This window comes from Winogradskyella sp. Asnod2-B02-A, assembly GCF_045063645.1.
Taxonomy (GTDB): domain Bacteria; phylum Bacteroidota; class Bacteroidia; order Flavobacteriales; family Flavobacteriaceae; genus Winogradskyella.
The window spans coordinates 551,321-565,310 of sequence record NZ_JBEFOG010000025.1 but is presented as its reverse complement, the minus strand read 5'-3'; the positions used below and the strand labels follow the sequence as shown (position 1 = coordinate 565,310).

The 13,990-nt window shown below is 30.5% G+C and carries 16 protein-coding genes; all 16 read right to left on the bottom strand.

What is annotated here, in order from left to right; translation table 11 throughout:
- Positions 1–243: 243 nt before the first annotated feature.
- The 16 genes from ACJJVO_RS03560 to ACJJVO_RS03485 all read right to left on the bottom strand — a co-directional run bounded on the left by ACJJVO_RS03560 (position 244) and on the right by ACJJVO_RS03485 (position 13,894).
- Positions 244–1,017: a hypothetical protein gene (locus tag ACJJVO_RS03560; protein WP_405570519.1), complete on the bottom strand. Its 774-nt coding sequence runs from the start codon at positions 1,015–1,017 to the stop codon at positions 244–246.
- Between the two features lie 247 nt (positions 1,018–1,264).
- On the bottom strand, positions 1,265–1,864 hold the full coding sequence (locus tag ACJJVO_RS03555; protein WP_405570516.1) for a hypothetical protein: 600 nt from the start codon (positions 1,862–1,864) through the stop codon (positions 1,265–1,267).
- A gap of 163 nt (positions 1,865–2,027) precedes the next feature.
- Positions 2,028–2,828, bottom strand: coding sequence for a hypothetical protein (locus tag ACJJVO_RS03550; protein ID WP_405570514.1), 801 nt, complete (start codon positions 2,826–2,828; stop codon positions 2,028–2,030).
- Between the two features lie 156 nt (positions 2,829–2,984).
- Positions 2,985–3,794, bottom strand: a complete 810-nt coding sequence (locus ACJJVO_RS03545; protein WP_405570511.1) for a hypothetical protein — start codon at positions 3,792–3,794, stop codon at positions 2,985–2,987.
- Between the two features lie 158 nt (positions 3,795–3,952).
- Complete coding sequence (locus ACJJVO_RS03540) at positions 3,953–4,984, bottom strand: UvrD-helicase domain-containing protein (protein WP_405570509.1); 1,032 nt, start codon at positions 4,982–4,984, stop codon at positions 3,953–3,955.
- Complete coding sequence (locus ACJJVO_RS03535; RefSeq protein WP_405570506.1) at positions 4,969–6,528, bottom strand: ATP-dependent nuclease; 1,560 nt, start codon at positions 6,526–6,528, stop codon at positions 4,969–4,971. Before ACJJVO_RS03535 ends, ACJJVO_RS03540 begins: the two co-directional genes overlap by 16 nt.
- A 168-nt stretch (positions 6,529–6,696) precedes the next feature.
- Positions 6,697–7,188 (bottom strand): DUF3592 domain-containing protein, encoded by a 492-nt coding sequence (locus ACJJVO_RS03530; protein WP_405570503.1) that lies wholly within the window; start codon positions 7,186–7,188, stop codon positions 6,697–6,699.
- Positions 7,189–7,364: 176 nt separating this feature from the next.
- A complete protein-coding gene (locus ACJJVO_RS03525; protein ID WP_405570500.1) occupies positions 7,365–8,129 on the bottom strand; it encodes a hypothetical protein in 765 nt (254 codons plus the stop codon).
- 165 nt (positions 8,130–8,294) lie between these two features.
- A complete protein-coding gene (locus ACJJVO_RS03520) occupies positions 8,295–8,819 on the bottom strand; it encodes a hypothetical protein (RefSeq protein ID WP_405570498.1) in 525 nt (174 codons plus the stop codon).
- A 174-nt stretch (positions 8,820–8,993) separates the two neighbouring features.
- Complete coding sequence (locus ACJJVO_RS03515) at positions 8,994–9,467, bottom strand: hypothetical protein (protein ID WP_405570496.1); 474 nt, start codon at positions 9,465–9,467, stop codon at positions 8,994–8,996.
- A gap of 220 nt (positions 9,468–9,687) precedes the next feature.
- Positions 9,688–10,470 (bottom strand): enhanced serine sensitivity protein SseB C-terminal domain-containing protein, encoded by a 783-nt coding sequence (locus ACJJVO_RS03510; RefSeq protein ID WP_405570494.1) that lies wholly within the window; start codon positions 10,468–10,470, stop codon positions 9,688–9,690.
- A 150-nt stretch (positions 10,471–10,620) separates the two neighbouring features.
- Positions 10,621–11,358: a hypothetical protein gene (locus tag ACJJVO_RS03505; protein WP_405570491.1), complete on the bottom strand. Its 738-nt coding sequence runs from the start codon at positions 11,356–11,358 to the stop codon at positions 10,621–10,623.
- Between the two features lie 103 nt (positions 11,359–11,461).
- Positions 11,462–12,190: a toxin-antitoxin system YwqK family antitoxin gene (locus ACJJVO_RS03500; RefSeq protein ID WP_405570488.1), complete on the bottom strand. Its 729-nt coding sequence runs from the start codon at positions 12,188–12,190 to the stop codon at positions 11,462–11,464.
- Between the two features lie 157 nt (positions 12,191–12,347).
- A complete protein-coding gene (locus tag ACJJVO_RS03495) occupies positions 12,348–12,887 on the bottom strand; it encodes a hypothetical protein (protein ID WP_405570485.1) in 540 nt (179 codons plus the stop codon).
- Positions 12,888–13,030: 143 nt separating this feature from the next.
- A complete protein-coding gene (locus ACJJVO_RS03490; protein ID WP_405570482.1) occupies positions 13,031–13,564 on the bottom strand; it encodes a hypothetical protein in 534 nt (177 codons plus the stop codon).
- A gap of 114 nt (positions 13,565–13,678) precedes the next feature.
- Positions 13,679–13,894 (bottom strand): DUF6884 domain-containing protein, encoded by a 216-nt coding sequence (locus tag ACJJVO_RS03485; protein ID WP_405570480.1) that lies wholly within the window; start codon positions 13,892–13,894, stop codon positions 13,679–13,681.
- Between the last annotated feature and the right edge of the window lie 96 nt (positions 13,895–13,990).

The window sequence follows — 13,990 nt, the reverse complement described above, 5'->3', positions numbered from 1 at the left end:
GTTGATAGCTAGGGCATTTGCCGTGGTAAAAAGAGGAACACCGTATGTGGTCCTTCAGCAATATGCAGCTTAAAAAATAAAACTAAATTTTACTAGGATTTGATCTTGGAATACGTGTATGGTTAGTTGCGTGGTTAAGCGACTAAGTTAGCAAACATTTACGAACCCGTGAATATTCCGCAGGAATTTTCGCAAGTAGTGAAGAACAAAGCAATTAATTATACACGGTGTTGCCAGTAGTTTTTATTCCACTTTAATTGTTTTCTCAAACGGAATGTCAAATTTTTGTTCTCTATGATAAAATCGTAAAATTCCTTTTATTTCATAAATTCCAGTTCGTAATGAATCTAATTCAATATCCGCAATTGAGTAGTTCTCTTTTAGTTTAAAATCGACTTTCTCCTCTTTTCCATTGAACTTAATTTTATTAATTAAAATGTGTCGATTTTCTTTTATGGGTTGTCCAAATCTCGAAGTCAAAGTAAGTTTAATTCCTTTGTCAGTTTTTTGTGAAATAACACTGTCTACGTCTACTTTATATAATCCGTCTACTGAATAGGTTTGTCTACTTGCATACTCGAAAACATAAGCCATTCCAATAACAAGTCTATTTTTTATATAGTTTAGACTTAAATCATCAGAGTCGGATTTCGGTTGTTTAAATTCAGGTAATAAATAATCTTTTCTATTATCTACAAGTTTCGGAATCTCGTTTAGAATTTCGTTTGATTCCACAATAATGCTTTTTAGGTTGCTTTCTTTATTCGTGATGGCACTGTCTATTTTCGAAATTAACAGTTCAAATTGAGAATCCAATTCATTGAGTTTTTCAATTTTTCGCGTTGGCATTTCCTCAATTATCCGATAATAATCTCCTTTGTTCTTATTTAAAGTTCTATTATTAAATTTATAATTCGCTTGTAAAAACGAATTCATTTCGGTCAATTCTTCTTGTTGGTTTTTACAAGAGAAAAGGATGAAAGTAGCTAGGAAATAAACTAAAAAGTGGTTTTTCATTTAATCAATAAATATCAATGTTTTCGGTTTGGTCAAATTACTGGCAACGGTGTTGTATATGGCTCGTAGCGTGTAAATTAGCAATTATTTTTCGGTTGAGCACAAGCCAGATTTTTAAATTTTACTATTTATTTTTTTAATTGGAAATCGTCAAATTTAAAAATTTGGCGACTTTCCAAATATACCTTAATTGCGATTAAGTAACCAACTAGCTATGAGCTATATACGTTGTTGTGCATAGTGTTTTTTATTCAGCTCTAATTTCATAAGGCTCTTCTGGAAATCCGAACAATATTGCTTTATGCTCATCTATTTCCTTAATTCCGATTAGTTTTACTCGTTCATCGTTGTCAAAAATTGACGCAAAGTAAGTTCCTTGTAAATTTTCCAAAACTAATTTGCGTCCACTTCTTTTCATTCTCTTGTTTATTTCTTGGATAACTGTACTGTCCAATATTTCGTTGAATTTTAAAGGTATTTTTTCATTTTTCCACTCTGCTTTGAATTCGAGCGTTTCAATCTTTTCAGGTTCAAGTTCCGTTTTGGTAGGTTCAATTTTTTCATAGTCAGTTGCAAATTCAGTATCCTCTGTTTTAGATTCAGTTTCGCTCAACACAGTATGAGTTTTTCCCATTCTAAATATTCTTAAACGATTGTCATTTATTAACTCATATTTAGATTCAGAAAGTTTTTCATCCCATTTAGTTCGGACTTTTGATAATTCATTTCCGCTTTTTAATTTAAGTTCGTAATGGTTGATTTGGTCGTTACTAAATTCAATAAATTCAGGTCGGCAGTATTCTGCTCCTGTTTTGATTTTTAACCAAGTTCCATTCAGATTTTTCATTGATTTCTGCGGTTTTGGGACATTATGCACAACGGTTTTTGGTATGTTTTGTTGAGTGTTTAAGCACTAAATTTAGTAAATAATTACTGATCAAGAAAATCCGTGAGGATTTTCGTAAGTGTGCTTGAACCAAACAATAAAATATACCAGTTGTTAGCCAAAGTTAATTATTATCCTCAAAATAATAAATTCTATCATTACCTTCTCTGTTTGATGTAAAATATCCAGATTTTTCATTTATAAAGATAACTCCATAATCATCAGAAGAACTATTCAAATGCTCATAAATCTTTGGATCAGACCAAGAATTGTCATTCTTTAAAATTGAAGAATATAAATCCATTCGTTTCTCTTTTTTGTCCAATCTAGAGAAATATATTATAGAATCGTTAACTAGATTTGGGTGTAACTCAATATTTTTGGAATTTAATTCAGATAAATTTCGTTTAAATTTCCATTCACTTGAATAATCATTTCTAGTATATAAAATTAAATCTATGTCTCCAGATTTTTCAGAACTTACAATCATTTTTAGCGCATCTTTTGAAAAGGTTGAATGACCAACGGAATTTTCGCTTTCAAACAATTTTACAACTTTAGGTTTTATTAACTCTAAATCTTTTATTTGACATTTATATAAATTAAGTTTTCCTAGTTGGTTATTTGCTGTAAAATAAAATTCATTTGAAATAGTCAAATAAACTCCATTAGAAATATTAAAAAATCTATTTCGATGTTTTATTTTTAATTTAATCGGATTATCTAATTTTTCTTTCTGTAGTATTTTTGAATAATATAAAGAGTAGAATTTTTCATTGTTTTTTTTTGATGTTATAATCAATCCATTATCATATTGAGATGAAGAAAAAGCATTTTCGATTATAGATGTTTTTTTAATATCAAAATTTTTCGGGTAGACTAGAATGATGAAAATCAGACTTATTACACTAATAATATATTTCATTTTTCTGCAATTTTGGCTAACGTGATTGTGTATGGTTAGTTGCGTGGTTAAGCAACTAAGTTAGCAAACTTTTACGAACCCGTGAAAATTCCGCAGGAATTTTCGCAAGTAGGCTAGAACCTAGCAATTAATTATACACGGTGTTGGGCACAGTTATTACTTTTCTATCCACCATTCTATTCCATCTTTAAATTCGTTTTTAACAAAATCATATGCTACAAAAAATCCTGATTTCAAAGAAGGATGCTCGTTTTGAATAAACTCTCGCTCATTTTTTTTCATTCTCCAATGCGCATCCAATCTTTTTAAACTTTCGAGTTTTAATATTTGGCGATAATTTCTATCTCTTATTGACGCACAGGACATATCGAGCTCGATTAATTCTTTTAATTCAGCATATGGTTCAAGGCTTTGCAACATTAAATTTCGTGGTGCAAAAGTGTCTCCTCCAAGCTCTAATGATTTTAACCAAGTCATTTTTCCAATTATTTCATAGTTGGAAATTTTGAAAGAAGCTAGTATCGAAAGAGACTCTAATGATTTCAGTTCGGTCAAAGGTGAAATATCTTCCAGTTTAGAAAAATTACTAAGAGATAGAGATTTTAGCTTATCAAGTTTTTTAATTGAACTTATATCCAAAACATTTGAAGACCAAATGTTCAATGATTCCAAATTTCTCATTTCGCATACTGCTTCAAAATAATTTTGGTCTACTCTATGACGAAGTCCGATACTTTTTATATGAGTAAGTTCAGGAAATTTTGTTTTCCATTGTTCATCAATTTCTTTTCTTTTTTTTAATGATACCTTGGAAGGAAAGTCCATTGCAAGAGTTGATATGAATACATTATTTGTATTTAAAATGTCTTGTTCAAACTCTTGAAACCCCTTTTGTTTATTCAAATCTTTGATTAAAGGGTAATATGTGTCTACTATTTGGTCTTTTCCGACAATCGGTATTTTCATAGGTAGCTCTCTAATTGTGCCCAACGTGTTTGTGTATGATTTCGTTGCGTGTTTAAGCACTAAAGTTAGCAAATAAATCACAGATAGAAAGTCCGCGAGGACTTTCGTAAGTAGGCTATAACTAGCAATGAATTATACACGGTGTTGTACCCAGTGCTTTAGTTTTTATAATGTTTAATTTTTTCCTCAGCAATCAGATATAAATTATTGTTAGCTCTCGAACAAGCAACATATAATTTGTTTTTAGATACAGGTTTTAATTCCGATAATTTCCCTTTCGTATAGTGAGTTAAAGTTGTTTTGTTTAAAACAACACATACGTCATTATAATGATTCTCTCCTTTACAATCTCCCCAATTTCTTGAATAACAATCGTATTTATAATTTTCTCGATAAAATAATTTAATAATATTATTATCATTAAATAAGGTTTCGATTTCCTCTTTGTCTTCTAGATAAATAACATTACTATCAATTTCTTTATGTGATTGAATATCTATTCCAATTTGGTCTGTAATGAACTGACAAACACTCTTAGTGCATCTGTAGCTTTTATTTAAATATTCAGTATCAGGAATAATTTTTGCCTTTTCAAATATTTTTTGATACTTGTCATAATCGCTATGTAAATTAGCGTTGGTGTTGCCATCTCTACTTGTATCAAAAGTATGCTGATAAAAATCTCCTACAAGTATAATTTCTGTTTCAGATTGACATATATTTTTTAATAAATTAAAATCGTGACCAGCAAAGTCCTGAATTTCATCGATTAATATGTGGTCATAATATTTTGATAGACGTTCATTTATATCGTCTAATACATTTGCTTGTTCAAGTAGTTTTGCTATTCTGTTATGGTATAATAACTTTCCTTTGGTCATATACCTAGATATATTACTTAAAGGAAGTCTATTGGTGAAAACTGGTGTAAAGTCCCAAAAAATTCCTTTGGCTTTTAATTTATATCCTAAAAAGGGTCTGAAGCAAAATGAATAAAGAAAATTATAATAAGAGAACAGATTGATGTTTTCGGGTAAATAGCCAAACTTTGTAACTATCGCTTCTTTTAAGTTTCGTGTATTATTAATTGTATAAGTAATCAATAAAAACCTTTCTTCAAGATTTAATTTATCAACGATTAAAGTCGTTTTTCCAGAACCTGCAACTGCTAATATTAAGCTTTTATCCATTCAATTGCTCTTTTTATATAATCTGGAACGACTAAAACGTCAGCTTTTTTATCCAATAACTCAAAGGCAACATCAGCTTTGTTTTTTAGCATATATTCTTGAACTGTTAGTGTTTTTCGACCAGCTAAAAATAATTCGTTGCAAATAACTTCGTTGTTCTTAAAAAAAGAAATTTCAAAGGTTGAAATAGCGTTATCAGTATCATAAAATACTTCTATGTTATCTTCTGTATAATCTGAATATCTATCAACACAGTTTAACTGAAAGTCGCCATCATTATCACGAATTACAGCTGTTTTAATATTCAGAAGCTTAGCTACGTCTAGGTATCTTTTGAAACTAGTACCTCCAACAGAAATTATATGGATTTCTGAATCTTCAAGTTTTTCATTTGTAACTTTTTTATAAAGTGCTTCTAATAAAATGAATTCGGCATCTCCTTCTACTAGAATTACATTTTTAGATAAAATATATTCTAAAATATTATTATCTGGTGCTTTCATAAAGAACTTAGCAGTATCCTCTGGAATTGCAATTAATGGAATTGGTTGCGAACTATTACTATTAAGCATTACTGCTTTTCGTAAATCTAAACGAGTACTTATTAGATTGCTATGAGTAGCAACAAACAGTTGTTTGTTTTCTGATTCGTTAATCCTTTGGATTAACTTTTTCATATTTATATGACTTAAATGATTTTCTGGTTCTTCGAGAAGGATTGTATCTAGTTCATTTTCATTTTTTTGCAATGCAAAGTCAGTTTTTATAAAGCATTGTCTTCCTTTACCTTTGTTTTCTATTTCGATGTTACCTTCTTTGATTGTTAAATCAGATTCAAGGTTTGCTTTAGAGTTTGTTCTGACAGAGAATGAATAATCAGTTATACGCTCATTCAATTCATTTAGTACAGTCGTACGAAAATTTTCTTTATGTTTTCTATATTCATTTTGATGCTTGTTCTTTTCAGCATCTTTTATACTATTATGATATAGTGTTTTAATATATGATTTTGTTGCGTATTCATTATTTATTTGTGTGTTGTCAAGCAATAAATGTTGCATAAATCTTCGATAGCCAGTATAGCTTTCTCCAGAAAATGTTTTAAAGTTTATTGAGTAGTATTCAAATGGAAAATTATCGTCATCCTGTTCTAAAATTTCTTTAATTTCCTTACTTAAATCTTCTCTTGGTTCACACATTAACAAAATTCCGTGAGATGGAATATTCTCAGAGTTATACTTGCCATCCAAATCCTTGTTACCTTGGTCATTTAGGTAGAGTTCAACGTATAATATTGGTAAGTTTTCATATTTTTTTTCAGATGCTAGAAAGTCATCAATTACATCTGTGTTGAAAAGGTGGTCAATTCCAAAATTTTCTACTTTACTACGACTTCCGCTTAGTACGATATCAATTGCAGAAAGAATTGTACTTTTTCCAGCTTCATTGTCTCCAATTAGAAGGTTTAGAGATTTGTCAAATCCAAGAGTGAATTCTTTAAAACGTCCGAAATTCTTTATTTTGATTTTTTCTATAATTTTCATTTCGTAGTTTTCGTTTTTCGCATTGGGTACAACGTGTTTGTGTATGATTTCGTTGCGTGTTTCAGCAACTAAATTAGTAAACTAAAACGAACCAGAGGAAATTCCGCAGGAATTTCCAAGTAGGCGAGCACTAGCAATGAATTATACACGGTGTTGGCAGTAGTTATTTTAAAAGTCAATATTTATAATTTCCAATAGACTTAAAATTCCGACTGCTATGAAAACTACTCCAGCCAAAGTAATTAAAATCAGACTGAAATAATTAAAATTCCGTTCATTTCCGACAACAAATTTTTCAGGATTTTTTTTGTCATACAAAACAGAAACAGATTCATTAATTTTATTCTTATACGTTCTAATTTTACTCAAATCAGTTGATGCATAATAATATGGTTTTTTCTTTATTTGATTTCCGTTTTTGGTTTTAAATTCAATTGTTGGTGTTTTATGTCCATCTTCGTCAGATTCGTAGAAAAGTATTTTTCCGACGCTTTCAATTCCGTTCTTTTGAATATCAACTATAAAAATCCAAGATTTTATTCCGATTAAAGTTGCCAAAGAGCCAAGAATTAAAAAACAAATTACAGGCTTGTAAAACATAAAAAAGACAAAGAGAATAAATATCGGTATTGCGTATTCTTTTTTGTTTAATAATTCCATATTTATTCTTGTCCGTAAAGTTTGTCTTTAATTACTGCCAACGTGTTTGTATATGGTTTGTTGCGTGGTTAAGCAACTAAGTTAACAAATTAAAACCGAATAGAAAATCCGCGAGGATTTTCGTAAGTAGGCTAGAACTAGCAATAAATTATATACGGTGTTATCTACAGGCATTTTCATTTTCCGTTTTCAATTCTTTTAAGCTCTTGAGCAAATCTTTTCCAACTTCCTCTAGTTTTAGTTGAAAGTTTGTCATAAAGTCTTTGAACTAATTTTAATGGAAATTTCTCAATTTCTTCTTTAGAAACATTCGACCAATCTGTTGGGTAATATTCAGGTGGATATTTTTCGTTATTTGCAATTAGTTCAAAACGTTCTATAATTGTTTTAGATTTATATTTATCGTTTAGTTCAATCTTAATATTTTCTCTTTCCTCCTTGGTTAATTTTCTTAATTCTGCTATTGAATTTGCTCTTTTGAATTTTCGACCTTTCTCTCTATCTAACTTTAGATTATAAGCTCGAGATTTCTCATTTTTAATTTTTGATTTTTCTCTATTGTATTTGAAATATTCTGAAATTGTTCTTTTTCCATAATAACTTCCGCCAAATGGAATCCAAGGATTTTCGGAATTTCTTAAGCCAAAATCGGCAAGTTCATAATTCAAATCGAGATTTCGTTCTTGGATGATTTTATAAATCCAAATTGCTCCAGCTACAGAACCACCAATCCATTCTAATTCTTTTTCTATTAGAATTAATGACTTATATATAGAAATCAATTCGATATCGGATTTTTCTGAAACTAATTCCCTCCAAGTATTTCCGTTTTGTCTGTTAATGAAATCTCTCGACTTAAATGAATTATATAAGTTTTTATTCGGAACTTCATTTATTCCGAATTCTATTAAATCATTTATGTCTTTTGATGTTAATTTCATTATTATTTACAGTTCTATTTTTTGCTTGTAGATAACGTTTATGTATAAGAATAGTTGCGGTTTTGTGTGCGAGGATTTTCCGCAGGAAAATCAGACGTAACAAAATTGCAACGACCTTTGATTGAGCCTAAAATAGCAATTATTTTTATACTGTGTTGTGTACAGTTATTTTTTCAGATTATCAAATGTCAAAACTACTTTCGGGCTTTGAGCGTCCATAAACATTTTACTTCTTCCAAACAGACAAATTTTTCCGATTTCATTAAATACGTTGTGTTCTCCGTTTGCGTTAATCAAAACTTCGGCAGTACAAATTCCGTCAATATGATTTTCGTCAATATAGGTCCAATGATTTTCAATTTCGTCTTTAAATACAATGGTAAATGCTGGTTGTGAATATTCAATTACATAATTTCCGTCATCCATTTCTTTTGGATTAAAATCAGGATGAGCATTGTAAATCATATCAAGAGTTTGCAAAGCAGAAGAATTAATATCAGAAACTCGTTCAGGAAATATTACTATTGTTCCAAATTCAAAAACAGTAATTTGTAATTTTTCTCCAGTATAATATTTCGCTTTCTCCAAAATGAGATTCAAATCATTCGGTAGATTTGGTTTCCATTTCGGTTTCGGCGGAAAGTCAATAACTTCCTTTTTTTTGTTAAATAATTTATCAAATATTCCCATTCGTTCGGGTTTGTTTTAATTGTACACAACGTGTTTGTGTATGATTAGTTGCGTGGTTAAGCAACTAATTTAGCAAACTTTTACGAACCCGTGAATATTCCGAAGGAATATTCGCAAGTAGGCTCAATGAAGCAATTAATTATACACGGTGTTGTGCGCAGGCTTTTCCTCAACTTATTCCTTTATAAATAATACACTTTCAGTATTCTGCCAATCATTTTCGTCTTTAACATATTCAAATGATAAAGCTGATTCTTTTCCGCTACCCGAAGGACTTGCCCATTCTGATAATTTACCATCTTCGTCGTGAAACTCAAATAGTCCATCTATTCCGCCAGTTTTCCAAGTTCCTTTATTTTCGAGGCCAATTCCTTTAGTTCCGTCAAATTTGTAAGTTCCGTCTGCATATAATGTCAATTTCAGTTCGTTTTTCGTGATTCCGTTTTCATTTAGAAATTCAGTTGCAGATTTATGGGGAACATAAATTCCAGCAAAATCTTCCATTTGATTATTATTAAATGACGGAACTGCTATTGTATACCAAAACAGAATAAGTCCAAAACAGAGTATTGGTACAACTCCAACTCCGAAAGCGATTTTTTTCAGTTTTGAGGACTTTTTGGTTATTCCAATTAGTAAAACAATCAAAGATATTAACAGAAATAATCCGCCAATAAAAATCAAGAATATGAATAGTAAACTTTCTAGCATAATGTTCTGTCAGCTTGCGCACAACGGTTTTGTGTATGATTAGTGGCGTGTTTAAGCACCTAATTTAGCAAATAAAAACCGAATAGAAAATCCGCGAGGATTTTCGTAAGTAGGCGAGAACTAGCCATTAATTATACACGTTGTTGCCAATAGTTATTTATTTCCGATTATAAAATGGTTTTGTTTGGTTAATGAAATATTCCGAAATTCCATTATCCTTTTCAATCTTTATAAAATCAATAATTTCCTCTTTTCCAATTATTTGTTCGGCTAATGCTCCAGCTTTTCCAGAAATTGTTGACATATTTCCCTCAACGTCAATTGCAATTATTAAATGTGGTGGTTTTTCGGATTTGTCCATTTTTATAGTTGCTAAATATGCTGATTTAACACTTGTTTCTTTTTTAAACAAATTAGACATTTCATTAACTAATTCTGTCGGATATTTTGAAGGTTGTCCAATTAGTACTTCAGTATCTTCTTTAATTTCCATTTCATTAGTTTTCTCGAAAATTGAACCATTCAAAAGACTTTCAATTTCTTGAGGAATTAATTCTTTCCCATAATCTGAATATGGATTTAAAATAAAAGTAGCTCCTTTTGTAAATCCAAAAAGGTCTTGTCCTTTCATTGACATAAATGGAACTTGTTCTTTTACTATTCCTTTGTCAAAAATTCTATTTGTAGAAGTAAACACAGGTATTTGTCCGTTTTTAAAAGTTACAAGTTGAATATCTGTGTCTTTTTCTAATGTTTTTCTTCCCTCTTCTGATTCTTTATGACCATTTGTTAAAACAATTAGTTCGTTCCAAAGTAGTTTAGTGTAAAATTCATTTCTTGCAGAAATATCAGACGAAGCTTTCATTAAATTACTTTCAAGTTCATTTTCAGGAAAAGTAGATTCCGTTTTTTTCTTTTTAAATATGTCAAATAATCCCATTTCTTAATTTCAGGTGTCGGTTTTTTTTAATTGTTGGCAACGGTTTTGTGTATGGTTAGTTGCGTGGTTGAGCAACTAATTTAGCAAACTTTTACGGACCAGAGAAAATTCCGCAGGAATTTTCGTGAGTAAGCCTAAAAAAGCAATTAATTATACACGGTGTTGTGGCACGTTTTTACTTTTCCACTTTTTCTTGTTTTCAATTATTTCGGCTGATAAAGAATTAATTTCGTCTTGCATTATACATTCCAAACAAGAATTAATTATTGTTTTCGTGCCGCTCAAATTCAGAATTTCATCCTGTTTTGGTTTTCCGTATTCTATTGCAATCATTGATGCCCAAACAGATACTCGATATTGAGATTCCATTAAATATCCTAAAAAACTTTGAATCCCTCTTTGAGCCAAAAGTTCTTTTCCTAATTCAACTATTTGTTTGTATTCATTTAGATTTCTTTTATCAAAGTCAAAAGGATGAATTGATGCTAAATAGAGATTTTTACAAGCAAACAGAAAGTCAGTTCCTTTTTCGTTAGTTAGGAACTTAATTGGTTCAAGATTCATTCTATCCGCAATCCTATCCATTCGGTTTTTCTGCTCAACATTCAATTCCATTTGGCATTCAGTTATTATGTATGCAAGATGTTCATAAGCAATTCCGTATTCTCGATTTTCTAAATATTCAGCAATGATTTGTTTTCCATCTTTTATTCCGAGACTCTCAATATTTGATTGTTCAATTTTATTCGACCAAACAGAATTCAGAATCTCATTGCTCAATTCGGCAAGCTCTTTCTTTAATGATTTCTGAAATATTTTAATCAAATCTCGATGTTTTTCAAATGTGCCACAACGGTTTTGTGTATGGTTAGTTGCGTGTTTAAGCAACTAATTTAGTAAACAAAAACGAACGCGAGAAAATTCCGAAGGAATTTTCCAAATAAGCAACGACCAAAGCAATTAATTATACACGGTGTTGGCATTAGTTATTTTATTCAACTAATTCATTTTCATTGTATTTCTCTGTTTTTGTCAATGTTCCGGAATCGTCATAGAACTTCCAAATTCCATCTTTCTTACCATCTGTAAAATTAACTACAAACTTTAAATTTCCATTTTCATAATAACTTTTGACTTCTCCGTTTGCTAATCCTCCTTTTGAATAATTACCTTGTTCTTTAACTTGACCGTTTTCGTACCAAGTTTTATATTGACCAATAGGTTTTCCATTCAGAAATTCGCCTTCGGTTTGTTTATTTCCATTGCAAAACCATTCATTTCTTTTTCCATTTAGTTCGCCAAGTTTCATTTCCGCTTTAGTTTCTAATTGACCATTCTCACACCAAAAAGTTACTTGACCTTCTTGTTTGTCGTCTATCCAATATGATTCGCTTTTCTTTTGTCCATTATCGTACCATTCGATAAATTTTCCGTGTTGTAAATCATCTTTCCATTCTGATAGTCCTCTTTGTTTTCCGTTTTCGTGCCAGAATTTCCATACTCCATTTCGTTTATTGTTTTTATAAGTTCCTTCAGATAATTTTTTACCGCTTTTATAGAAATATGTCCAATTTTCTTGTTTTAAATTTTCTTTTTCAACTCCTTCTGCTTTCTTTTCGCCAGAATCATAGTACACAGTTTTATTTCCTAAAACTGTAACACTTTTCTGTCCGCACGAAAGAAATAAAGTTAAAATAAATAGACTTAAGTATGTTTTCATAACGTATTTTTTAATTAATGCCAACGGTTTTGTGTATGGTTAGTTGCGTGTTTAAGCAACTAATTTAGTAAACAAAAACGAGCGCGAGAAAATTCCGAAGGAATTTTCCAAATAAACAACGACCAAAGCAATTAATTATACACGTTGTTGCCACCAGTTATTTTTTCCATTTACTTCTTTTTTCATTCCATTCTTTCCAGAACTGCAAATAACCTTTTCGGTCAAATTCGTCTTTTGGGATTTCCTTTTCAGGACTATTCTTATAAAACTGTTCTACTTGGTCAACAAAATCCAATACTTGATTTTTATATTCCGTAAAATCCACTTCTGTTTCATTTCCGCTTTCCGTTTTCAGCGTTACAGTTCCGTTTTTATGAGTCACTTGCCAGTCAATTCCAGTTGGGCAACTTCCAATATAAACTTCCTCCATATCATTGTCAAAAACTAAAAAGTGTCCACAACAAGGAATTAGTTGGTCTCCAACAGGATTTTCTTTTGTGTGATTACGTTCTAAAGTCCGAAGTAATAGTTGAGCAGTTGCGCTAATCGTCCAACCATCATTTTCGGTTTTGTCAACAACTATTTCATTTCCAATTTTCACTCGCATTTGTCCGTGAGCACATAAATCCGTTTGAGTATCTTTTTCAGATATCCAATTTGTCTTTAGAAGTTCAATTTTGAATTTATTCGAGGTCATTTTTTAATTGGTGGCAACGGGTTTGTGTATGATTTCGTTGCGTGTTTAAGCACTAAAGTTAGCAAATAAATCACAGATAGAAAGTCCGCGAGGACTTTCGTAAGTAAGCTAGAACTAGCAATGAATTATACACGGTGTTGTGCTTAGTTTTTATTCAGTTCAGTTTGTATTTTTTCGTTCAGTTTATACAATAGTAATGCCGAACTTTCAGATGCATTTAATTTTCCGTTTTGAAATTCAGATATTATTGCAAAATTTGGCATAATTTCAATGTCATTCGATGGTTTTAGCAAAGAATCAATTGTCCGTTTGGTGTTGAATTCCGTAATAGAATTCAGCTTAGTTTTTAAGTCAGCCTTTTCGTATTCAAATCGGTCTGTTAATTTCTTTTTTTCGAGTTCGTTTTCTCCAACTGATTTAAGTTTGTCAATCAACGAATCCACAATACGATTATGTTTAATTGCAGAATAATAAATCATTGCAGAATTTTCTCCATCATATTTTTTAATCCGTTTCGAGTTAATTTCATTAAAGAGCTTTTCTATTTTTTTCTCCTCAATATTATTTAAGCTATCCAACTTAATTCCTATTGTCGAAAATGAATTTTCAACCTCTTTTGTAAGTTGATTACAAGAGGTGAAATTCAGGATTAATATTATTAGCAGAATGTTTTTCATAAATTAAGCACAACGTGTTTCTTTAGTTTACAATAAATATATTTATATAGAAAAAGAGGAGAACTATAACGTGTTTTAGATTAGTGATCCCTTAGACGTACGAGTCCTCTCTTTCTATAAAGTTGCCAAGAACCATTNGTCATAAGGTTCAATTTCGTCTGTTAATTTTAAAAGTCCGTGTTCAGCAGATAGAATATAAATTTCATTGGGATTTAATGATTTTGCATAAGTTAAATTCTTTTTGAAAAGAGAACTTATATAAATATTTTCAACTGTCGATTTTCTATCTAATTTTTTACTAACGCACGAAATCAATACTATTTTTCTCATTCAGTTCGGGTGTTTTTGGGCATTACTTACAACGTGTTTGTATATGGTTTGTTGCGTGGTTTAGCACGTAATTTAGCAAATAAAAACCGAATAGAA